Origin of the sequence: Euzebya pacifica (assembly GCF_003344865.1) — a bacterium.
Lineage (GTDB): Bacteria > Actinomycetota > Nitriliruptoria > Euzebyales > Euzebyaceae > Euzebya > Euzebya pacifica.
In genome coordinates, this window is the sequence record NZ_CP031165.1 from 5386850 (window position 1) to 5407997 (window position 21148).

Below are 21148 nucleotides of genomic sequence, written 5' to 3' on the forward strand. Positions count from 1 at the left end.
CCCGGAGGTCACGAGCCCTGCCCGGGCAGGTCACGGGCGACGACCTTGCCCGTGGGGTTGCGTGGCAGCTCGTCGAGGAACGTGACGTCGCGGGGGACGCTGAAGTTGGCGAGGTTGGCCTTGACATGGGCGCGGAGCTCGTCGGGATCCGGTGGGTTGTCTCGGTCGGTGGGCACGACGAAGGCCGCCAGGCGCTGGCCGAACTCCTCGTCGTCGACACCGATGACCGCGGCTTCCTTGACGTCGTCACGGTGGGCCAGGAGGTCCTCGACCTCCTTGGGGAAGACGTTCTCGCCACCGGAGACGATCATGTCGTCGTCGCGGCCGGAGACGTACAGCCGGCCCTCGGCGTCCAGCGAGCCGACGTCACCGGTGGCCATGAGCCCGTCGATGGACTCCTTGCCGGCAACGTCACCGGTGTACCCCTCGAACAGCAGGTCGTTGCCGACGAAGATGCGCCCGATCTCCCCGGCGGGCACGTCGCGCCCGTCGTCGTCGAGGACCCGCAGCGCGGTGCCGAGCGGTGGCTTGCCGGCCGTCCCCGGTGCGGCACGCAGGTCCTCCGGTGTGGCGATCGTGGCCCAGCTGACCTCGGTCGAGCCGTAGAGGTTGTACAGGGTGGGACCGAAGGCCTCCATCCACTTCGTGGCCAGCGGACCGGGCAGGGCCGAGCCGCTGGACGCGACGATCCGCAGGTGCGCGAAGTCGCGTTGGGGTCGTTCGTCGGGCGCAAGCTCGAGGATGCGCTGCAGCATGACGGGGACTGCGGCCATGACGGTGCAGCGGTGGGCCGACAGGTCCGCCAACGCCTGGGCGGGCTCGAACCGGCGGCGCAGCACGACCGTTGACCGCATCGCGGCGGCGATCTGCAGGTTCGCCAGCCCCCACGTGTGGAACAGCGGCGGCAGGACGAGGCTGGCCTCGTCGGCGCGGACGGGGATGCGGGAGAGGATCGCGGCCAGCGCGTCGGGACCGCCGGACGAGGGACGCTGCGCGCCCTTGGGCGCACCGGTCGTGCCCGAGGTCATGACCACGGTGCGACCGTGTTCGGCAGGCTTGGGTGGCTCGGGCCGGCCCACCCCTGCCGCGACCAGCGTCTGGGTGGTCCAGCCGTCGTGGTCGTCGGGGCCCGTTCCGCACAGCACGCGCGGAACGTCGGCGTCGACCTCCTCGAGCTTGTCGAGCAGGTCGACGTCGACGACGAGGACCTCGATGCCCTGCTGCTCGGCGACGACGGCCGCCTGGGCCGGACTCATCCCGGTGTTGAGCAGGATGACGTGGGCACCGATCCGCCCGCAGGCCAGCAGCGCCTCGACGAAGCCAGCGTGGTTGCGGGCCAGCAGCCCGACCGTGGACCCGGCCGTCACGTCGAGCTCCCGCGACATCGCGGCCGCGAGCGCCCCCGCACGGTGGTCGAGCTCGGCGAACGTCACCATGCCGTGGTCGTCGACGATCGCCGGTCGGTCACCGACGGCAGCGGCTGCCCCGGCGTAGAGGCCCGCGATCGTCGTGCCGTACCGCAGCAGGGCCGGGAGGATCGGTGCGCCGCGATGCAGGCGGAGCGGGACGATGCCCGACCTGGCGATCGTCCAGGCGATCCGCCCGTACTTGACCCCGCCGCCGAGGGCCGTCGCCGCCCGCCCGCTCAACCCGTTCGTTGCTCGCTCCATGGCGGTGGAGTGAAGCACACCTCCACCCTGTCGCCGGTGTCGGGTTGGCTCAGGCGCCTGTTGCCTCTGCAGCCAGGGTGCCATTCACCGCGAGGTCGTCGGTCGGCGCGTCCTCCTCGGCGCCCGGTGGGACCACGATGGCGGTGACCGGCACGTCGTACTGGCGTCGCAGCGCCGTGGGGACGTCGGCACGCAACCAGCGGGACAGCGCATGGTCGAGCGTGCAGAGGACGATCTCGTCGATGGGCTCGGCGGTCATGACCGACGCGGCAGCCCGCAGGGGGTTGGCGTCACCGATCCGACCGTGGGCCACGATCCCCACGTCGGTGAGCATCGCCACGGCCCGGCGCAGCCTGAAGCGCGCTTGGGCCAGACCGGCGTCGTCGGTCCGGGCATCGAGCCCAGCCTCCGCCGCCGCCGGCCGACCCGCGCCCGGGGCACTCGCCAGGTGCTCCGACGGAGTGGCAGGAACGACCACGAACACGCTGACGCGTTCGTGGGCCCGCAGGCGTGCATGCATCGTCGCCATGACTGACTCGGACCCGAGCGTCTGGTTGGCGATCAGAAGGATGCGGTGCACCCCGTCGTCCGATGCGAACTGGCGATACAACGGGCGCGCTTCGTGGGCACCCGGGTAGGCCAGCACCTCCAGCACCTCACCCGGCACGCGGTGATCGTGTGCCATGTGATCCGCGAGCTCGGCCCTGTTGGTGAAGCGCAGCGGACAACGGATACAGGTGTGAATGGTCATGGACGACCTCCTCCAAGGCGACTGTCCTCCGGGAGAGGTGGTTTCGTCAAGGGCGGGTCCGTCCGTCCGGTCCCGGCCAGGCATCCGACCGGCCCCCTGCCGTCCACGAGGGAGGCGTTCGCCCCTTCTTCCGCGCCCGTGGACGGCGTCCTTACCGGGGGCTCAGCACCCGGGGTCGAGCCGTTCGGCCAACGACGACCGCAGACCCTCGGTGAACGCGGCATCACCGACGACCGCCACCTGACTGGCGCAGCCCGGGAGGGCCGCAGCGGTATCGGCGGGCAGGGTGTCCTGACCGGCCATCAGGACCGCCCAGCCCCGGTCGGCAGCCAGGCCGGCACCGGCGAGCCCGCTTGCCCACCCGTCCTCGGCGAACCCGTCGATCAACACCACCCCGGTGCCTGCGACGAGCTGCTGGGCGATCGCCACCGCGGTACCCGTGCGGCTGCTGCCGGCGACCCTGTCGGGGGCGGGCAGGGAGGCCATCACCGCGTCGCTGACGGCGGCGGTCCCGCCCACCACGACGGTCATCGCGATGCGGAGCTCCTGAAGGGCCGCATCCACCTCGGGCGACAGCGATGTCGAGTCGGTCAGGAGGACCGGCGAGGCCGTGTCGGCCGTCCACGCCCCAACAGCCACCGAGTCCGCCCACGCCGCGGTCTGGTCCGCCCCGCCGCTGCCCGCACGGGCAACCACAGCCTCCGTCGAACCCACCGAACCCGTGACGACCCGGGCCACTTCCACGGCCGTGTGGACACGGGTGGGGCCTGCGAGGCGTCGTGGGGTGAAGCCGAGCGCAGTGACCGCTGACTCCACAGCGCCTGACAACGCCGCCTCGCCGCCCAGGAGGAACACGGTGCCACCTGCCGGCACGACACGTTGGAGCTCGCCCGCGACGGCGTCATCCAGCGAGCCCGACGGGGTGAGCAGCATCGGACCCGTACCGGTCAGGGCCGTGCCTGCCAGCGCGTCGGGGAACCGTTCGGCGCTGGCCAGCACCGCATGGGCTGCCGCCGCCGGGAGGAAGCGCTCGGTGCTGATACGGACGGAAAGGGACGTGGGGTCCTCGGCCACCACCTCCATGGCAACCGCTGCCGGCGGTTCGGTCGGCTGGGTCGGTTCGTTGCCGATGCCGAAGGTCCAGGTCAGCGGTGCCCCGTCCACCTCCACGGTGGCCCGGTAGCGGCCGGCGGGCAGGGGATGGCGGGGGAGGATCGACACGGTGTTGCGCAGGATGGCGCCATCCCCGACCGCCCGGCAGTGCTCGACACCTGCGCCGGTGTCGGTGTTGACCAGGGCAGTCGCACCGATGGTGGACGTCGGCTCGAACGGGTTGTCCAGCATGGCCAGCACGGGGAACCCGACGGGGGCCACGTACCCGTCACAGTGAGCCCAGGACTCGTCGTAGCTCGGCCCATCGGATGGCGGGAGCTCGACCGTCGAACCCTCCCCGGGGAAGACGTAGGGGTAGCGGGGCGCGGGCGGTTGGTCCTCGCCGTCCTGCTGGATGGTCCACAGGCCGGCGACGACATCCCCGGCGTTGGAGGTCTGCTCGGTGAACGTCGCCTGGGCGAATCCGGTCAGCGCGACATCGGGATTGAGCACGTTGACGAGGTGCCCGGGGTCGGTCATCCAGCCATCGACCATCGCTGTGGGGGTGGTGCCCGCCAGCTCGTGGGTCAGGTTGGAGCTCCTCGCGGCACGCTGCGCCGCGGGTCCCGCATCGTCGGGGAGCTCGTGCCCCACCTGACCCGTGCCAGCCATGTAGTTCACGGCCTCCTGCAGCGCCGCGCTGCGTCCGGGGTCCTCCACCAGCGGGTGCAGGCCCGACCCGACTCGAAGCTCGTTGACCCTCGCCAACCAGTCCGGCTCCTGGTTCCGTTCCGCCGGACCGGCTGCACCGGTCGTGGTCCCTCCCAATACCAGCAGCAGCGCCAGAACGGCCACCATGGCTCGACGAGCGGTCATGTTCCCTCCCCAGGGTTCGGTCCCGACTGCTGGGACGAGTCTGCGCAGGATACCGGAGCACCCGTTCCTGTAAAGGGGTGGGGCAGACGGGTGCGAAGGGCGCTCAGCGCCGCGGGTTGTTGCCGCCTGCGCGACAGTCAGGGCTTGGGTCCCTGACTCCGGCGCGCCCGTGCCGCATCGGCCGCCCATTCCGCGACGTCCGCCGCACCGCCGTACCTCGAGACGAGCTCGTGGCCGATCCAGGTCAGCTGGTTCCGCACGCCCGTGGGGGCGGTGACCTCCAACCACTCGACCAACCCTGCGAGCTCGCCCGCGAGGGCGTACTCGTTGTGGCCACGAATGACCACTTCGACACGGCCGTCGTGGATCGCCCGGCCCACCTCGAGCCGGTCGCCGAGGAGCATGCGGAGCAGCCCCATCCCGCCGGGTGCACACAGCGCCTGGACCTCCAGCGGTGTTCGCCGGCGTTCCACCTCGTCGGCGATCTCGCGCCAGCTGTCAGCGAGGTCGAAGTCCTCGGGACGGTCGACCGGATCATCGGTGGGGTCGACGTCGGAGACCCGGTCGATTCGGAAGGTGCGCGTGCCTGCGTCGGTGTTGGCGACGACGTACCACGTCGACCCCTTGGAAACGATGCCCAGGGGGTGGATGACCCTCCGACTCACGGCGCCCTCACGGTCGACGTACCCGAACCGCACCTGCACGCGGCGGATCACCGCATCCTGGAGCGCGTCGAGGAACCGCGGCGGCCGATGCTGGATCGGACTGGACCCCATCGTTGTGCGTCGACGTGCAACGATGCGCCGGCAGCTTCGGCCTGTCCCCGGAAGGGCTCCGGCAGGGCGTGGACGAGCTTGCGCAACGCAGCCTTCACCTCCGGCGCCTCGGGCGCCGCCTGGCCCGCGGCGAGGAACAGCGCACGGGCCTCGCCTGCGGTGAACCCCGACAGGTCGGTGCTGGCACCGCCGACAAGGCGCCACCCGCCGCCTCGTCCACGCACGGAGTAGAGGGGCACACCGGCGACCAGCAACGCGTCGAGGTCACGCCGAGCGGTGCGCACGGAGACCTCCAGCTCCTCGGCGACCTCCGCAGCCGTGACCTGCCCACGCCGTTGCAGCAACAGGAGGATGGCCACCAGGCGGTCGATTCGCATGCCAGTCAGACTTCCACAGAAAACTGGCCAATGGGGTGGCCACTTCAGGGCGGCATGGTGGCCACATGTTCGATTCACACGCCTTTCCCACACCCACCCTCGTTCCCGTCAACGGCATCACCCTCGAGGTCTTCGAGGCCGGCCGCGAGCACGCGGGCAACCCCATCGTGCTGTGCCACGGCTGGCCGGAGCACGCCTTCTCCTGGCGTCACCAGATGGGTGCCCTGGCCGCGGCGGGCTACCACGTCATCGTGCCCAACCAGCGGGGCTACGGCCGCTCGTCCCGACCGGTCGAGGTGACCGACTACGACATCGGGCGCCTGACCGGTGATCTCGTCGGACTGCTCAACCACTACGGGTACGACGACGCGGTCTTCGTCGGTCACGACTGGGGCGCCAACGTCGTCTGGGGCCTGACCCTGCTCCACCCGGACCGCGTGAGCCGGGTGATCAACCTGAGCCTTCCCTACCAGGTCCGTGGCGAGACGCCATGGATCGAGTGGATGGAGGCCGTGTTCGGCGGCGACTTCTACTTCGTGCACTTCAACCGGCAGCCGGGCGTGGCCGACGCGGTGCTGGACGCCAACACCCACCAGTTCCTGCGCAACCTCTACCGCAAGGACCTGCCGCCTCCCGCCGCACCCGAGCCGGGCAACGCCATGAGCAACCTCGCCACGGCGGGTGCGCCGCTCGGCGAGCCGATCATGGACGACGCCGATCTGGCCGTGTTCGTGTCCGCGTTCGAGGAGTCGGGGTTCACCCCCAGCATCAACTGGTACCGCAACCTCGACCGGAACTGGGACCTGCTGGGGAAGGTCGACCCGATCATCTCGCAGCCGGCCCTGATGGTGTACGGCACACGCGACATGATTGCCCGGTCCGACCAGCTGGCCGACTTCGTCCCCAACGTGGAGGTCGTCGACCTGGACTGTGGGCACTGGATCCAGCAGGAGCTGCCGGAGGAGACCAACCGGACCATCCTGAGTTGGCTCGAGGGGTGACCGCGCCCCTCCCCGGGCACCCCCCTGGCGGCATCAGGCGATCGTCACCTCGTCACACAAGTACACGTCCTGGATCGCCTGCAGCAGCTCCGCACCCTCGGCCATCGGGCGCTGGAAAGCCTTGCGGCCACTGATCAGGCCCATGCCGCCGGCGCGCTTGTTGACCACGGCGGTCCGGACGGCCTCGGCCTTGTCGGTGGCACCGGAGGAGGCGCCGCCGGAGTTGATCAGGCCGATGCGACCGGAGTAGCAGTTCAGGACCTGGTAGCGGCACAGGTCGATCGGGTGGTCGGTCGCCAGGTCGGTGTAGATGCGCTCGTCGAGCTTGCCGTAGCTGGAGTCGCCGCTGTTCATCGCCTTGTAGCCGCCGTTGTTCTCCGGCAGCTTCTGCTTGATGATGTCGGCCTCGAGGGTGACGCCGAGGTGGTTGGCCTGGGCGGTCAGGTCCGCGGCCACGTGGTAGTCGGTGCCCCCGACCTTGAACGCCGAGTTGCGGAGGTAGCACCACAGCACGGTGAACATGCCGAGCTCGTGGGCGTGGGCGAACTGCTCGGCGACCTCGACGATCTGGCGGTTGGACTCCTCGGACCCGAAGTAGATCGTCGCGCCGATGCCGGCCGCACCCATGTCGTAGGCCTGGTCGACCGTACCGAAGCTGATCTGGTCGAAGGTGTTGGGTGCGGTCAGCAGCTCGTTGTGGTTGATCTTGACGATGAACGGAATCCGGTGGGCCCACTTGCGGCTGACCGCACCCAGGACGCCGAACGTCGACGCGACGGCGTTGCAACCTCCCTCGACCGCCAGCCGCACGATGTTCTCGGGGTCGAAGTACGCCGGGTTGGGGGCGAACGAGGCCCCGCCGGAGTGCTCGATGCCCTGGTCGACGGGCAGGATCGACACGTAGCCGGTGTTGGCCAGGCGCCCGCTGCCGATCAGCCGCTCCAGGCTGCCCAGGACACGGTTGTTGCGGTCGGTGTCGGCGTAGACACGGTTCACGACGTCGCCGCCCGGCAGCGTCAGCAGATCCGAGTCGACCGTCGCCTGGTGCTCCAGGAGGTTGCTCGCGTCGTCGCCCAGCAGGCTGGTGATGTCGTCGATGGTGCTCATTGTCTTGGTGGACCTCCGGGGGTCTCGGCTCGTCGATCGGGCTCGTCTCGTCGGCGTCCAGCCTTGCCCACTCGGGGTCGACCTCGCCACTCGGGACGGCACGGCCGGGCGCGACGGGGCGGATCGTGCCAGAGTCGAGGCCATGCAGCGACTGTCCCGCCTGGTCCTCCTGAGCCTCCTCGGCCTGCTCTCGGCCTGCGCCACCCCCGGAACGGAGTCGGCCACCGGCCCGACGGTGCCCGAGCTGGTGGACGACCTGACCGAGTCACCGACGCCCAGCGCGGACGAGGACGAGTCCAGCACACCTTTCTCGGGCCGGACCCACGTGCTGCGGGTCGTCGGCGAGCGGCCGCACGACGCCTCGGCGTTCACCCAGGGGCTGGAGTTCCACGACGGCAGGCTGTTCGAGAGTCGCGGGTTGTACGGCCAGTCCGCCATGACCGAGATCGACCCCTCCAACGGCGCCGTCCTCTCCTCGACCCCGTTGGGTGAGGAGGAGTTCGGCGAGGGGGCGACCGTCGTCGGCGACCGGATCGTGCAGATCACCTGGCAGAGCGAGGTCGCCCACGTCTACGACCGCGACACCCTGGAGGCGACCGGCACCTACTCCTACGAGGGCGAGGGGTGGGGCATCTGCGACATGCCCCGCGGCTCCCTCTGGATGTCCAACGGCACCGCCACCCTCACCGAACGCGACCCCGACACCTTCGCGACGATCAGCGAGGTCACCGTCACCCTCGACGGTGAGCCCGTCCGCCGGATCAACGAGCTCGAGTGCGTCTCGGGCACCGACCTGGTGCTCGCCAACGTGTGGCAGACCGACCGGATCCTGGTGATCGACACCACCGACGGCAGCGCCGGCGAGATCGACGCCAGCGCCATCGCCCTCCCCAACGGGCGTTGGGCCGAGGACGAGGACGGCACCGCCGACGTGCTCAACGGGATCGCCTACGACCCCACGACCGATACCTGGCTGGTCACCGGCAAGCTATGGCCGGTCATGTACGAGGTGGCGTTCGACTGCGTCGAGGGGTGTGACGACGAGGCGGAGGACGTGGCCTTCCACCTTCCGTACTTCCCGCGCCGGGACTGACCGCCCGACCTCCCATCGGCGCTCGCTTCGCGTCCGGCCGGTCGCGCTCGGTAGCATGCGGCCCCCGCCACCCACATCCGCGTCCCGGAACAGGAGCCCCCCGTGGCCGTCATCAAGACCATCGATCTCGTCGGCGTTTCGACGGAGGGTTGGCAGGACGCCGCCTCCAAGGCCCTCGACGAGGCGGCCAAGACCCTCCGCGGCATCCAGGGCTTCGACGTGCTCGAGCAGTCCGCCATCGTCGAGGGCACCGAGATCAGCGAGTTCCACACCCACGTCCGGATCCGGTTCCGCATCGAGCGGTCCTGACGGGTGAACCCGTCCTCGCGCGGCGTGTGCGATGGACAGCCTCGACGGGTGGGGAACGCACCCACCCCCGCGCCACGTGTGCGATGGGCACCTTGGTGGGCTGGGGAACGCGCACACCGTCGGACCCCGTGCGCGATGGACGCCTGCCGGCGGTGGGGAAGGCACACGCGGCTCGGGCCGGCCAGCCCGAGCCGACGAACCCGTACTGAGGAGGCGAGGAACCGGTGACCCCTGATCTGCCGACCATCGAGGACGTCCGCGCCGCCGCCGGGCGGATTGCCGGCCATGCCGTCCGCACACCCCTGCTGGAGTCGCCTCGGCTGAACGAGCGGGTGGGCGGCCGGTTGCTGGTCAAGGCCGAGTCCCTCCAGAAGGTCGCCGCGTTCAAGTTCCGCGGGGCGTTCAACCGCATCTCCCGACTGACGGAGGAGGAGAAGCGGGCGGGCGTGCTGGCGTTCTCCTCCGGCAACCACGCCCAGGCCGTCGCGCTGGCCGCACGGATGGCGGGCGTGTCCGCCGTCATCGTCATGCCCGAGGACGCGCCGGCCATGAAGCTGACCAACACCCGCGAGTACGGGGCCGAGGTCGTCCTCTACGACCGCTACACCCAGGACCGCGAGGCCGTCGGCATGGCCGTGGCCGAGGAGCGCGGCATGGTCGTCGTGCCCCCCTTCGACCACCCCAACATCATCGCCGGGCAGGGCACCCTCGGCCTGGAGGTCATCGAGCAGGCCGCCGAGCTGGGGGCCACCCTCGACACCTTCGTCGTCCCGATCTCCGGTGGCGGGCTGTCGGCCGGCTGCATGCTGGCGCTGGAGGCCGACTCCCCCGGCACCCGACGCGTCGCCGTCGAACCCGATGACTTCGACGACACCCGCCGGTCGATCGAGGCGGGCGAGCGGCTGCGCAACGACCCGGACGCCCGCTCGATCTGCGATGCCGTCCAGACCGAGACGCCCGGCCGGCTGACCTGGCCGATCAACAGCCGGTTGCTGCACGAGGTGCTGACGGTCTCCGACGACGAGGCCCTGCACGCCATGGCCACGGCGATGGTCGAGCTGAAGGTCGTCGTCGAACCGGGGGCAGCGATCGCCCTCGCCGCGGTCCTGGCCGGCAAGGTGCCCACCGAGGGCCTGACCACGGCGGTCGTCTGCTCGGGCGGGAACGCCGATCCGGCGATGCTGGTCCGCGCCCTCGAACGCGTCTAGCGGCCCTTCACCAGCAGCGCTGCGATCACCAGCGTGGCGCCGGCACCGAGGGCCGGCAGGACGGGCGAGACCTCGTCACGGGTGATCGACAACCCCGCGGCTGCCGCCTCGGTGGCCACGACGAGCGGCAGCGCACCCATCAGCGCCTTGCGTCCCTGCTTGGTCAGCATCATCGCGCCGTAGGTCAGGTTGCGGCCACCGAAGGCGCGGACGATCGCCCGCATCGACGGGTTGAGGTCCTCCTCGGCCACGCCGAAGAGCTTCATCGCCTTGTCCGGCGCCAGCAGCTCGCCGGCACCGAATCCGATCGCCGCGGTCGCGGCTGCAACGCTGTACTTGTTCACGGGTGTTCCTCCGACTCCAGGGAGGCCGGAGCATAGGGCACACCCCGGCCCCCCGGGCACGAGGCAAGTGAGCACCCGACCCTCTACGATCAGGCATCCTGCCGTGACATCCACGGCCTCCCGAGCACCGGAAGCGAGCGAACCACCGTGCCAGCCATCGTCATCGTCGGAACCCAGTGGGGCGACGAAGGGAAGGGCAAGGCCACCGACCTGCTGGCCGACGACGTGAACTACGTCGTGCGGTACCAGGGCGGCAACAACGCCGGCCACACGATCATCGTGGGCGACACCACCCTCAAGCTGCACCTCGTGCCCAGCGGCGTGATGTACGGCCACGTCACCCCGGTCATCGGTGACGGCGTCGTGGTCGACCCCGGTGTGCTGCTGGAGGAGCTCGACGGGCTGGTCGAGCAGGGGCTGGACGTCTCGCGCCTGAAGATCTCCTCCAACGCCCACCTGATCATGCCGTACCACCGCGAGTTCGACGCGGTCACCGAGCGGTACCTCGGTCGGCAGAAGCTGGGCACCACCAAGCGCGGCATCGGCCCGTGCTACGCCGACAAGGCCTCCCGTGTGGGGCTGCGCGTGCAGGACCTGTACGACATGAAGATCTTCCGGCAGAAGCTGGACGTCGTGCTCAAGGAGAAGAACGCGATCCTGTCGCGGGTCTACAACCGGCTGCCCATGAAGGCCGTCGACATCGAGACCGAGTACGCGGTGTACGCCGAGCGCCTGCGCCCCTACATCGCCGACACGATGATGCTGCTGCACGAGGGCCTGGAGAAGGGTGAGACGGTCCTGCTCGAGGGCGCCCAGGGCACCCTGCTGGACCTCGACCACGGCACCTATCCGTTCGTCACCTCCTCCAACCCCGTCAGCGGTGGCGCGATGACCGGTGCGGGCCTCGGTCCCAAGCACATCGAGCGGGTCATCGGCATCACCAAGGCCTACGTCACCCGTGTCGGCGCCGGTCCGTTCCCGACCGAGCTGCACGACGAGATCGGCGAGCGGATGACCGCCGTCGGGCGCGAGTTCGGCACCACGACCGGCCGTCGCCGGCGTGTCGGCTGGTTCGACGCGGTGCTGGCGCGCTACGCCGCACGCGTCAACGGCCTGACCGAGCACTTCCTGACCAAGCTCGACGTGCTCAGCGAGTTCGACACGCTGAAGATCTGCAGCGCCTACCGCTACCAGGACGAGGAGTTCGAGCACTTCCCGCCGCACCAGACCGCGTTCCACCACGCCGAACCGGTCTACGAAGAGGTGGAGGGCTGGCGCACCGACATCACCGAGGTGACGGAGTACGCCAAGCTGCCCAAGCAGGCGCAGGCCTACGTCGAACGCCTCGAGGAGCTGAGCGGCACCCCGATCCGGTGGGTCTCCGTCGGCCCCGCCCGCCGCCAGACCCTCGAACGCGACATCTAGGCATCGGTCCCATGCCCTCGACGACGACCTTCACCACCACCCTGCTCGCCTTCGGCAACAACACCGGGATAGAGGTGCCACCCGACCACGTCGAGGCGCTCGGCGCCGGGAAACGCCCACCCGTGAAGGTCGACGTCGACGGCTACACCTATGACAGCACCGTGGCGGTCATGGGCGGCAAGTACCTCCTTCCCCTGAACAAGGCCCATCGCACTGCCTCTGGGCTCGGACCCGGGGACCGGGTCACCGTCGTCCTGGAGCTGGTCGAGGGCGAACGCGTCGTGGACGTGCCCGGGCTCCTGGCCGCCGCCCTCGAGGATGCCGGGCTGCGGGACGCGTTCGACCAGCTGTCGTACTCACGACGCAAGGAGCACGCACGCTCGGTGGCCGACGCCACAAAGGCAGACACCGCCGAACGGCGTGTGGCCAAGGTCCTCGAGCAGCTCGCGTGACCACAGGGGACACCGCGGGTTCCCTCTCCTCCCGTGGCCGCGGGATGCTCGCGGGCGGGTTCGCCAGCTACATCGACGCCCACGTCGCCCGTCAGGACGATCCGGGGTACGTCAGCCTGGCCATCGCGGAGAACCTGCAGATGTTCGACCTGCTGGGGCCGCGGCTGGAGTCCTTCCCGCCGGTGCCCCCGAGGGTGGTCGGCTACGACGCCAACGCCGGCAGGCAGGTCCTCCGCGAGGCGATCGCCGGGCTCGTCGGCCGGCGCATGTTCGGTCGGGCGATCGACCCCGCCCACGTCGGTGTGCTGTCGGGTGCCAGCGCGGTGCTCGAGGCGATGGCGTTCGTCCTCGGTGACCCGGGCGACGGCGTCCTGGTGCCCACGCCTTCCTACGCCGGCTTCTGGCCCGACCTCGGTGCCCGGGCCGGCCTGGATGTCGTCGGCGTCCCCACACGGGCCGAGGACGGCTACCGGCTGACCCCGGACATGCTCGACCGCGCCCGCACCGATGCCGGACGGCCGACGCCGATCCTGCTGCTGACCAACCCCGACAACCCGCGCGGGCAGGTCCGCGACCGCGACGAGGTCGAGGCGTTGATCGCGTGGGCCGAGGACCGTCGCATCCACGTCATCGCCGACGAGGTCTACGGCCTGACGGTCTTCGGCGAGGGGACCGACTTCGCCAGCGCCGGGCGGCTGCGCCCGTCCCTGGGCGACCACCTGCACGTCGTGTGGGCCGTCAGCAAGGACTTCGGCATGAGCGGCCTGCGCTGCGGAGCCGTCGTGACCGAGAACGAACCGCTGCGCAACGCCATCGAGCTGCAGGGCATCTGGACCGGGGTGTCCAGCCTGGCCCAGCACGCCATCGCCGCCATGCTGGCCGACGACGCGTGGGTCGACACCTACCTGGACGCCATGCGCGATCGCCTCGGCAACCTGGCCGCCACGGTCAGCCGAGCCCTGACCGCCGCCGACGTCCCGCACCTGCCCCCGACCGCCGGGTTCTTCGTCCTCTGCGACCTGCGGGAATGGTTGGCCGAGCCGACGGTCGAGGCCGAACACGCCCTGTGGCAGCGGATCCTCGACGAGGCCGACGTGAACCTGACCCCCGGGTCGGCGCTGCGTGCCCCCGACCCCGGCATCTTCCGCCTGTGCTACGCGGCCAACCCACCCGAGGTCGTGGCCGATGCCGTCGGGCGTGTGATCGAGGTGCTGCGGGCCGCCTGACCACCGGCAGCAGCGGAACCTGTGCGACCGTCTGCCCGGCCGTGGGGGGTTGACCACGGGGGAACAGGGAACGCAATGGCCATGACCCACTCCACCCTCACCCCTGATCCCGTCCTCCGACGAAGCGCGGACCGTGCCCTGGTGACCGTGACGGTGCCAGCGCCGAGCGAGTCCACCGACGCCGGCGACCGCTTCGACGTCGAGCTGTCCAACGCCCGCCGAAACGTGGTCGAGCTGCTCGACAGCACCCCCGACGTGGACGCCGAGTCGACCGCCGACCGCCTCGTCGACGCCCTTCGTGCCCACGGCCACGCCGACGCCATGACGCTCGTTGGTGTCGCTGGACCCGACGACATCGCGGTGTTCGCTACGGCCGAGACGCTGCCGGCCGGTGCCGTCGCGGGGCCCCTGCCCGCCCTGGGCGAGCTGATCGCAGCCCAGCAGACGTGGATCCCCCACGCCCTGGTCATGGTCGACCGGATCGGTGCGGACGTCGAGCTCGTGACCGCCGGCCACGAGGAGATCGACCTGACCGTCGACGGCGAGAGCCAGCACATCACCAAGTCCAATCCCGGTGGGTGGTCGCAGCGGCGGTTCCAGCAGCGGGCCGAGGAGCAGTGGGAGGAGAACCTGCGCCTCGTCGCGGACCGGCTGACGCAGGAGACCCGCGACCGCCACCTGCAGCTGATCGCCCTGACCGGTGACGAGACCGCCGTGGCGATGCTGCAGGACCTGCTCCCAGACGACCTGCAGGACCTCGTCGTCGACCTCGAGACCGGCGGGCGTGCCGACGACGGTTCCGCCGACCACGTGCAGGAGGAGGCCGACGCGGCCGTCCGTCGAGCCGCCGCCTATCACCGCGCCTCGCGCCAGCGAGCGGTCACCGACGCCGTCGGTCGTGGTGACGGGGTCACCGGCCGTCACGACGTCCTCCGGGCGTTGTTCGAGGGCCGGGTCGAGACGTTGGTCGTGCACCTCCGCGCGGCGGCCGACGCCCATGCCTACATCGGCGACGAGCCGACGCAGATCGTGGCTGACTCCGCCCGCCTGCACGAGCTGGACCTGCCCGCGACCCGGGTGCCGCTGGCCGATGGCGCCATGGCGGCTGCAGCGGCCACCGGTGCAGAGGTCGTCGTGGTGCAGGACGCGCTGACGGACTACCCCGACGGCCTCGCGGCATCCCTGCGCGGCCACGACGCACTCGGTTAGGTCACCCGCCGGCCCGACCCCCGTACACACCACAACGGCGCGACCCTCCCCCGGGTCGCGCCGTTGTGTTGGTGGATGGCCGGCCTCGCGGCCGGCCGCGGTCGGGTCCTAGGACTCGAAGCCGACCGGGAGGTATTCCTCGACGTTCTCGGCGGTCACGACCGCGGAGAAGGTGATGATCTCGGCGGGAACGTCGTTCTCCGCCAGGCCGTCGAGGCCGGTGCCCTGCGCGATGGCACGCGCCAGGCGGATCGCGGAGGAGGACATGGACGGGTTGTAGAGGACGGTGGCCTGCAGCACGGACTCGCCGGACTGGATCTCACGCATCGCGTTGGCGGAACCGGCGCCACCGACCATGAAGAACTCGTCGCGGCCGGCTTCCTGGATGGCGGCCAGGACGCCGATGCCCTGGTCGTCGTCGTGGTTCCAGATGGCGTCGATCTCGGGCTCGGCCTGCAGCAGGTTGGCGGTCACGGCCTGGCCGGACTCCACGGTGAACTCCGCGGCCTGACGAGCGGTGACCTCGAAGCCGAAGGTCTCGAGCGCGTCGGCGAAGCCCTGGCTGCGGTCCTGGGTGAGGGGCAGGTTGTCGATACCGGCGATCTCGGCGATGACCGGGTCGGTCACGCCCTCGTCGGTCAGGCGCTGACCGATGTAGTTGCCGGCGCTGACGCCCATGCCGTAGTTGTCACCGGCGATGTAGGTCCGGTAGGCCTGCGGGGAGGAGAAGACGCGGTCGAGGTTGACGACCGGGATGCCGGCCTCCATGGCCTGCTGGGCGACCTGGGTCAGGGCCTGGCCCTCGAAGGGCAGGATGACCAGGGCGTCGACGCCGGAGTTGATCAGCGTCTCGACCTGGGCGATCTGCTGGTTGACGTCGTTGGTGCCCTCGGTGACCTCCAGGGTCACGTCGTCGAACTCGTCGGCGGTGGCCTGGGCGTTCTCGGTGATGGCGGCGATCCAGCCGTGGTCGGCGGCCGGGGCGGAGAAGCCGATGGTGACGGCCTCGCCGGTGGTCGACCCTGCGGCCTCGTCGCCGGTCTCCTCACCGGTGTCGGCGTCGGCGGTCTCCTCGGAGGTCTCGCTGTCCCCGTCGGTGGTCTCGTCGTCGCTGCTGCCGTCGCCGGTGCAGGCGGTCAGCAGCAGGAGGACGGCGATCATCGCCGCCATCAGGCGCATCAGCCCGAAGCGGGAAGTGGTTGACTCGGTCATGGCTCTGGCTCCTCTGTCGTTGTTGGCTCGTGACTGGCTCGGATGGCTGCCCTGCGGGCAACCGGGTGGGGAGACCCCGTGGATCAGGCGCGGTCGCGCGCGGACCGCATCTGCAGCAGGACGGCCGCGACGATGATCAGGCCCTTGGCGATGTTCTGGAGGTCGGTGGAGAGGTTGTTCAGGGCGAACACGTTCTGCAGCAGCGTGAAGATGAAGACACCGAGCGCCGACCCGACGATGGTGCCCTTGCCACCCGTCAGCAGGGTCCCGCCGATGATCACCGCGGCGATGGCGTCGAGCTCGTAGAGCTCGCCGTGGGTGCTGGACCCCGTGGTGGTGCGGGCGGCGATCAGGATCGCGCCGATGCCGGTGCACAGGCCCGAGAGGCCGTACAGCATCATCGTGTGGCGGCGGATGTTGATGCCGGCCAGGCGCGCGGCCTCGACGTTGCCACCGATCGCGAAGGTGTGTCGTCCGAAGGTGGTGCGGTTGAGCAGGACCCAGCCGACCACGAACACGATCGCGACGACCCAGACCAGGTTCGGCAGGCCGAGGAAGTCACCCTGGCTGATCTCGGTGAAGCCCTGCACCTCGACGAGCTGCACACGCTTGTTGGAGATGTTGGCGGCCAGGCCCCGGGCGGAGACCAGCATCGCCAGCGTCGCGATGAACGAGACGACCCGTCCGTAGGCGATCAGGACCCCGTTGACGAGGCCTGCGAGGGTGCCGACGAGCAGCGCCACGCCGACCATGCCGAGGACGCCGAACTCCTGCGTCGCGCCGGTTGTCGCCCACACCGACGCCAGCGCGACGAGCGCACCGACCGACAGGTCGATGCCGCCGCCGATGATGACGAAGGTCATGCCGACGGTGACCACACCGATGACGGCTGCCTGTCGCAGGATCGTCAGCAGGTTGTCGCTGGTCAGGAAGTTGTCGGGCGCAGTGACGGCACCCACGAGGGCGACGAGCACGATCGCGCCCACCAGCCCCAGGTTGCCCATGCGGCCCAGCGCGCCGCCCAGCTTGGCGCGTGCGCTGCCATCGGCCTGGATCGCCTCGGCGTCGGTGACGTGTGCAGGGTCGTCGGTCAGCATCGTCGGCTCTGTTCCTGTTGTGTCGGTCGTGGTGTTCATGCGGCGTGGCCCTCCATGACGAGGTCCAGCACGTCGGCTTCGGTGAGTTCTGTGGCCGGGCTCTCGTGGACGACGCGGCCGTCTCTGACGACGAGCACACGATCCGCCAGGCCGAGGACCTCGGGCACCTCGCTGGAGACCATGACCACGGCGACGCCGCTGTCGGCGAGATCGCGGACGAGCTGGTACAGCTCGCTGCGGGCCCCCACGTCGACGCCGCGGGTGGGCTCGTCGAGCAGCAGGACCTTGCACTCGCGCAGCAGCCAGCGGGCCAGCACGGCCTTCTGCTGGTTGCCACCGGACAGGGTCCGCACGACGCGTCGCCCGTCAGCAGGACGCACGTCGAGGTCACGGGTCAGCTTCTCGACGTCCTCGCGTTCGGCCTCGGCACCGATGAGGCCTGCGTTGGCGTACCGACCGAGGGTGGCCAGGGAGACGTTGCGGATGACGGTGTCGCCGAGCACCAGCGCCTGCGCCTTGCGCTCCTCGGGGCACAGGCCCATCCCGGCCTTCACCGCGGCGGTCACCGACCCGGGGCGCATCCGCTGGCCGTCGAGGGTCACGGTGCCTTCGTCGGGGGTGCGAGCCCCGTAGACCGTCTCGAGGATCTCCGAGCGACCGGCGCCGACGAGGCCGGTCAGGCCGAGGATCTCGCCCGGGTGGACGTCGAAGGAGACGTCGGCGAACTCGCCCTTGCGGCTGAGGCCCTCGACCCGGAGGAGTGGGGCACCCGTCTCGACGGCTGTCGTGGGCCGGTCGGGGAAGACGAACTCGATGTCCCGACCGGTCATCAGCGAGACGACCTCGCGGGTCGTGACGTCGGCCACGGCAAGGCCCTGGGCGACGGTGCGACCGTCCTTGAGGACCGTCACGCGGTCGCCGATCTCACGGATCTCCTCGAGGCGGTGGGAGATGTAGACGACCGCCACGCCCTCGCTGGTGATCTCCTTGATGACGCGGAAGAGGTTGCCGACCTCGTCACCGTCGAGCACCGCAGATGGCTCGTCCATGACGATCAGCTGGGCGTTGTACGACAGCGCCCGCGCCATGCTGGTGATCTGCTTGCCGGCGGGGGTCAGGGACCCGAGCTCGCGTCCGGGCTTGATCTCGGGGTGGCCGAGCCGGGCGAGCAGCGCTGCTGCGGCCTTGTTGGTCTCCCCACGGCTGACGAACCCCCCGCGGGAGTGCTCGTGGCCGAGGAAGATGTTGTCGGCGACCGACAGGCCGTCGACGAGGTCCAGCTCTTGGTAGATCGTGGCCAGGCCGTGGCCGAGCGCATCGATCGGGTGGGCGAAGGACACGTCCTCGCCCTGCCAGACGATCCGGCCCTCGTCGGGGGTGTGGGCGCCCGCCAGGACCTTGATGAGGGTGGACTTGCCGGCGCCGTTCTGGCCCAGCAGGCAGTGGACCTCGCCCGGACGCACGTCGAGGTCGACGTTGTCGAGGGCACGGACACCGGGGAACTCCTTGACGATCCCGTGCATCTCGAGCAGTGGTCGGCTCACCGGCTCGTCCTTTCTACTTCACTAGTAGGTTGTCTACGTAAACTAAATAGTTTCGATGGCCCGGTCAACAGCGCATCTTGAGCCGGTATCGGTCACCTGAATGTTGTCAGGCGACCGATACCGGTCTTGGTCTCACTCGGGGACGGTGACCCAACCGCGTTGGTCGGACGCCGACTGCACGGCATCGAGCACCTGCTGGACCTGCAGCCCCTCGGCGAACCCCGGCTGGGGGTCCTTGCCCTCAGCGATCGCGACGAGGAGGTCGCGGACCTCGTGCACGAAGCTGTGTTCCCACCCGATGATGTGGCCTGGCGGCCACCACGCCTCCATGTACGGCTGGTCACCCTCGGTGACCAGGATCCTACGGAAGCCCTCGGTGGCTGGTGTCCCATCGGCGGTGAACAGCTCGAGCTCGTTCAACCGCTCGAGGTCGAACGCGATGCTGCCCTTGGAGCCGTTCAGCTCGATCCGCAGCCCGTTCTTGCGGCCGGTCGCGAACCTGCTGGCCTCGAAGGTGGCCAGCGCACCGTCGGACATCCGTGCGATCACCAGCGCGGCGTCGTCGACCGTGACCGGGCCGGTACCACCGCTGCCCGTGGCCGACAGGCCATCGGACCCCTCCGCCAGCGGGCGCTCCGTGACGAAGGTGTGGGTGTGCCCGGTCAGCTCCTCGACCGTCGCGCCGGTCAGGTGCTGGGCCAGGTCGATGATGTGCGCCCCGATGTCGCCCAGCGCCCCGGAGCCTGCCAGGTCGGCCTGGAGCCGCCACACGAGGGGGAACTCCGGATCGACGATCCAGTCCTGCAGGTAGACCGCCCGCACGTGGCGGATGTCGCCGATGACGCCCTGTTCGATCAGCTGCTTGGCATGCGCGAGCGCCGGCACACGACGGTAGTTGAAGGCCACCATCGAGCGGACACCGTTGACGCGTGCCTTCTCGGCGGCGTCGGCCATGGCCTGCGCCTCCTCGACGGTGTTGGCCAGCGGCTTCTCGCACAGCACGTGCTTGCCGGCTTCCAGTGCCGCGATGGCGATCTCGTGGTGGCTCGAGCCGGGCGTGCAGATGTCGACGATGTCGATGTCGTCACGCGCGACGACCTCGCGCCAGTCGGTGGCCGCCTCCTCGAAGCCGAGCTTCGCGCGGGCCTCCTCGACCTTCTCCGCGGACCGACCGACCACGACCTTCATGTGGGGCTGCACCGGCAGGTCGAAGTGCCTGCCGACGGTGCTCCAGGCCTGCGCGTGCGCGCGGCCCATGAAGCTGTAGCCGATCATCGCGACATTCAGTCGCTCGCCGGGGGACGCGGCGGCCATCTAGCTGTCGCTCCCGAAGGCGTCGTCGAAGGAGCCGGACGGCTTCTCCCAGTTGAGGGTCTTGAGCAGCTCGAGGGCCTCGGGCGCACCCTGCAGGCGGTCCATGCCGGCGTCCTCCCACTCAACCGAGATCGGGCCGTCGTAGCCGATCTCGTTGAGGGCGCGGATGCACTCCTCCCAGTTGACGTCGCCCCGGCCGACGGACACGAAGTCCCAGCCCCGGCGAAGGTCCGCCCAGGGGAGGTGGGAGCCCATGCGGCCGCGGCGGCCGTCAGCCCGGTTGACCTTCGCGTCCTTGCAGTCCACGTGGTAGATCCGGTCGGCGAAGTCGAGGATGAAGTTGGCGGGGTCGATGCCCTGCCAGACCATGTGGGAGGGGTCCCAGTTCAGGCCGAACGCCTCACGATGGCCGATGGCCTCCAGCGTCGCCTTGGTGGTGTAGTAGTCGTAGGCGATCTCCGAGGGGTGGACCTCGTGGGCGAACCTGACCCCCACCTCGTCGTAGACGTCGAGGATCGGGTTCCAGCGCTCGGCGAACTCGGCGTAGCCACGGTCGATCATGTCCTGCGGGACGGGCGGGAACATGGCCACGGTGTGCCAGATGGGGGAGCCGGTGAACCCGACGACCACGTCGACGCCGAGTGCAGCGGCGGCGCGGGCGGTGTCCTTCATCTCCTCCGCGGCGCGCTGGCGAACACCTTCGGCCTCGCCGTCACCCCAGATGCGCGCCGGCAGGATGCCCTGGTGGCGCTCGTCGATCGGGTTGTCGCACACGGCCTGGCCGACCAGGTGGTTGGAGATGGCGAAGACCTGCAGATCGTACTTGGCGAGCAGGTCCTTGCGACCCTGGACGTACCCGTCGTCGGCCATCGCCTTGTCGACCTCGAAGTGGTCGCCCCAGCAGGCGAGCTCGAGGCCGTCGTAGCCCCACTCCGACGCGAGGCGAGCGACCTCCTCGAGGGGAAGATCGGCCCACTGACCGGTGAACAGCGTGAATGGTCGGCCCATGTTGGTTGTCTCCTTGGGTGTTTGGGTGGTTGTGTCGTTCAGGGGTGGAGTGAGTCA

18 protein-coding genes and 1 pseudogene are annotated in these 21148 nt (G+C 70.1%); 8 read left to right on the forward strand and 11 right to left on the reverse strand.

What is annotated here, in order from left to right:
• Window positions 1-8: 8 nt before the first annotated feature.
• The 4 genes and pseudogenes from DVS28_RS23215 to DVS28_RS30200 all read right to left on the reverse strand — a co-directional run bounded on the left by DVS28_RS23215 (window position 9) and on the right by DVS28_RS30200 (window position 5542).
• Entirely contained in the window at window positions 9-1670 is a 1662-nt protein-coding gene (locus tag DVS28_RS23215) for an AMP-binding protein (RefSeq protein ID WP_114593580.1), read from the reverse strand.
• Between the two features lie 49 nt (window positions 1671-1719).
• The gene (locus tag DVS28_RS23220; RefSeq protein WP_114593581.1) at window positions 1720-2421 is read right to left on the reverse strand and encodes a hypothetical protein; all 702 of its coding nucleotides are present in this window, start codon (window positions 2419-2421) and stop codon (window positions 1720-1722) included.
• Window positions 2422-2583: 162 nt separating this feature from the next.
• Window positions 2584-4389 (reverse strand): cell wall-binding repeat-containing protein, encoded by a 1806-nt coding sequence (locus DVS28_RS23225; RefSeq protein WP_164710930.1) that lies wholly within the window; start codon window positions 4387-4389, stop codon window positions 2584-2586.
• A 137-nt stretch (window positions 4390-4526) separates the two neighbouring features.
• Window positions 4527-5542 (reverse strand): annotated as a pseudogene (locus DVS28_RS30200) (helix-turn-helix transcriptional regulator).
• A gap of 65 nt (window positions 5543-5607) precedes the next feature.
• Here DVS28_RS30200 and DVS28_RS23235 point away from each other — a divergent pair.
• A complete protein-coding gene (locus tag DVS28_RS23235; protein WP_114593583.1) occupies window positions 5608-6543 on the forward strand; it encodes an alpha/beta fold hydrolase in 936 nt (311 codons plus the stop codon).
• Window positions 6544-6576: 33 nt separating this feature from the next.
• Here DVS28_RS23235 and DVS28_RS23240 read toward each other — a convergent pair whose 3' ends face one another.
• Window positions 6577-7650, reverse strand: coding sequence for a class I fructose-bisphosphate aldolase (locus DVS28_RS23240; RefSeq protein WP_114593584.1), 1074 nt, complete (start codon window positions 7648-7650; stop codon window positions 6577-6579).
• Between the two features lie 142 nt (window positions 7651-7792).
• Between DVS28_RS23240 and DVS28_RS23245 the strand changes: the two genes are divergently transcribed.
• From DVS28_RS23245 to DVS28_RS23255, 3 genes are all read left to right on the forward strand, one after another.
• Window positions 7793-8743 carry a glutaminyl-peptide cyclotransferase gene (locus DVS28_RS23245; RefSeq protein ID WP_114593585.1) on the forward strand — a complete coding sequence of 317 codons (951 nt, stop codon included), beginning with the start codon at window positions 7793-7795 and terminating at the stop codon, window positions 8741-8743.
• Window positions 8744-8845: 102 nt separating this feature from the next.
• A complete protein-coding gene (locus tag DVS28_RS23250; RefSeq protein WP_164710931.1) occupies window positions 8846-9052 on the forward strand; it encodes a dodecin family protein in 207 nt (68 codons plus the stop codon).
• Between the two features lie 224 nt (window positions 9053-9276).
• On the forward strand, window positions 9277-10260 hold the full coding sequence (locus DVS28_RS23255) for a threonine ammonia-lyase (protein ID WP_216826244.1): 984 nt from the start codon (window positions 9277-9279) through the stop codon (window positions 10258-10260).
• Here DVS28_RS23255 and DVS28_RS23260 read toward each other — a convergent pair.
• Complete coding sequence (locus tag DVS28_RS23260) at window positions 10257-10604, reverse strand: DUF4267 domain-containing protein (RefSeq protein WP_114593587.1); 348 nt, start codon at window positions 10602-10604, stop codon at window positions 10257-10259. The genes DVS28_RS23255 and DVS28_RS23260 overlap by 4 nt on opposite strands.
• A gap of 147 nt (window positions 10605-10751) precedes the next feature.
• Between DVS28_RS23260 and DVS28_RS23265 the strand changes: the two genes are divergently transcribed.
• From DVS28_RS23265 to DVS28_RS23280, 4 genes are all read left to right on the forward strand, one after another.
• On the forward strand, window positions 10752-12029 hold the full coding sequence (locus DVS28_RS23265) for an adenylosuccinate synthase (RefSeq protein WP_114593588.1): 1278 nt from the start codon (window positions 10752-10754) through the stop codon (window positions 12027-12029).
• Between the two features lie 11 nt (window positions 12030-12040).
• On the forward strand, window positions 12041-12481 hold the full coding sequence (locus DVS28_RS23270; protein WP_114593589.1) for a YdeI/OmpD-associated family protein: 441 nt from the start codon (window positions 12041-12043) through the stop codon (window positions 12479-12481).
• Window positions 12478-13707 (forward strand): aminotransferase class I/II-fold pyridoxal phosphate-dependent enzyme, encoded by a 1230-nt coding sequence (locus tag DVS28_RS23275; RefSeq protein ID WP_114593590.1) that lies wholly within the window; start codon window positions 12478-12480, stop codon window positions 13705-13707. Before DVS28_RS23270 ends, DVS28_RS23275 begins: the two co-directional genes overlap by 4 nt.
• Before the next feature lie 81 nt (window positions 13708-13788).
• Window positions 13789-14916, forward strand: a complete 1128-nt coding sequence (locus tag DVS28_RS23280; protein WP_164710932.1) for a baeRF2 domain-containing protein — start codon at window positions 13789-13791, stop codon at window positions 14914-14916.
• A 108-nt stretch (window positions 14917-15024) separates the two neighbouring features.
• Here the strand turns inward: DVS28_RS23280 and DVS28_RS23285 are convergent, their stop codons facing one another.
• The 5 genes from DVS28_RS23285 to DVS28_RS23305 all read right to left on the reverse strand — a co-directional run bounded on the left by DVS28_RS23285 (window position 15025) and on the right by DVS28_RS23305 (window position 21091).
• Window positions 15025-16128, reverse strand: a complete 1104-nt coding sequence (locus tag DVS28_RS23285) for a substrate-binding domain-containing protein (RefSeq protein ID WP_114593592.1) — start codon at window positions 16126-16128, stop codon at window positions 15025-15027.
• Between the two features lie 83 nt (window positions 16129-16211).
• Window positions 16212-17264: an ABC transporter permease gene (locus tag DVS28_RS23290; protein ID WP_216826245.1), complete on the reverse strand. Its 1053-nt coding sequence runs from the start codon at window positions 17262-17264 to the stop codon at window positions 16212-16214.
• On the reverse strand, window positions 17261-18748 hold the full coding sequence (locus DVS28_RS23295) for an ATP-binding cassette domain-containing protein (protein WP_114594363.1): 1488 nt from the start codon (window positions 18746-18748) through the stop codon (window positions 17261-17263). The genes DVS28_RS23290 and DVS28_RS23295 overlap by 4 nt, the downstream gene beginning before the upstream one ends.
• 153 nt (window positions 18749-18901) lie before the next feature.
• Window positions 18902-20083: a Gfo/Idh/MocA family protein gene (locus tag DVS28_RS23300; RefSeq protein ID WP_216826247.1), complete on the reverse strand. Its 1182-nt coding sequence runs from the start codon at window positions 20081-20083 to the stop codon at window positions 18902-18904.
• Entirely contained in the window at window positions 20084-21091 is a 1008-nt protein-coding gene (locus DVS28_RS23305; protein ID WP_114593593.1) for a sugar phosphate isomerase/epimerase family protein, read from the reverse strand. It abuts the gene before it with no gap.
• Window positions 21092-21148 lie beyond the last annotated feature (57 nt).

Coding starts and splice junctions, on each gene's coding strand:
- DVS28_RS23235 (WP_114593583.1), top strand. CDS start 5,608: ATGTTCGATTCACACGCCTTTCCCACACCCACCCTCGTTCCCGTCAAC.
- DVS28_RS23220 (WP_114593581.1), bottom strand. CDS start 2,421: ATGACCATTCACACCTGTATCCGTTGTCCGCTGCGCTTCACCAACAGG.
- DVS28_RS23280 (WP_164710932.1), top strand. CDS start 13,789: ATGACCCACTCCACCCTCACCCCTGATCCCGTCCTCCGACGAAGCGCG.
- DVS28_RS23295 (WP_114594363.1), bottom strand. CDS start 18,748: ATGCACGGGATCGTCAAGGAGTTCCCCGGTGTCCGTGCCCTCGACAAC.
- DVS28_RS23270 (WP_114593589.1), top strand. CDS start 12,041: ATGCCCTCGACGACGACCTTCACCACCACCCTGCTCGCCTTCGGCAAC.
- DVS28_RS23290 (WP_216826245.1), bottom strand. CDS start 17,264: ATGAACACCACGACCGACACAACAGGAACAGAGCCGACGATGCTGACC.
- DVS28_RS23225 (WP_164710930.1), bottom strand. CDS start 4,389: ATGACCGCTCGTCGAGCCATGGTGGCCGTTCTGGCGCTGCTGCTGGTA.
- DVS28_RS23300 (WP_216826247.1), bottom strand. CDS start 20,083: ATGGCCGCCGCGTCCCCCGGCGAGCGACTGAATGTCGCGATGATCGGC.
- DVS28_RS23245 (WP_114593585.1), top strand. CDS start 7,793: ATGCAGCGACTGTCCCGCCTGGTCCTCCTGAGCCTCCTCGGCCTGCTC.
- DVS28_RS23240 (WP_114593584.1), bottom strand. CDS start 7,650: ATGAGCACCATCGACGACATCACCAGCCTGCTGGGCGACGACGCGAGC.
- DVS28_RS23305 (WP_114593593.1), bottom strand. CDS start 21,091: ATGGGCCGACCATTCACGCTGTTCACCGGTCAGTGGGCCGATCTTCCC.
- DVS28_RS23215 (WP_114593580.1), bottom strand. CDS start 1,670: ATGGAGCGAGCAACGAACGGGTTGAGCGGGCGGGCGGCGACGGCCCTC.
- DVS28_RS23285 (WP_114593592.1), bottom strand. CDS start 16,128: ATGACCGAGTCAACCACTTCCCGCTTCGGGCTGATGCGCCTGATGGCG.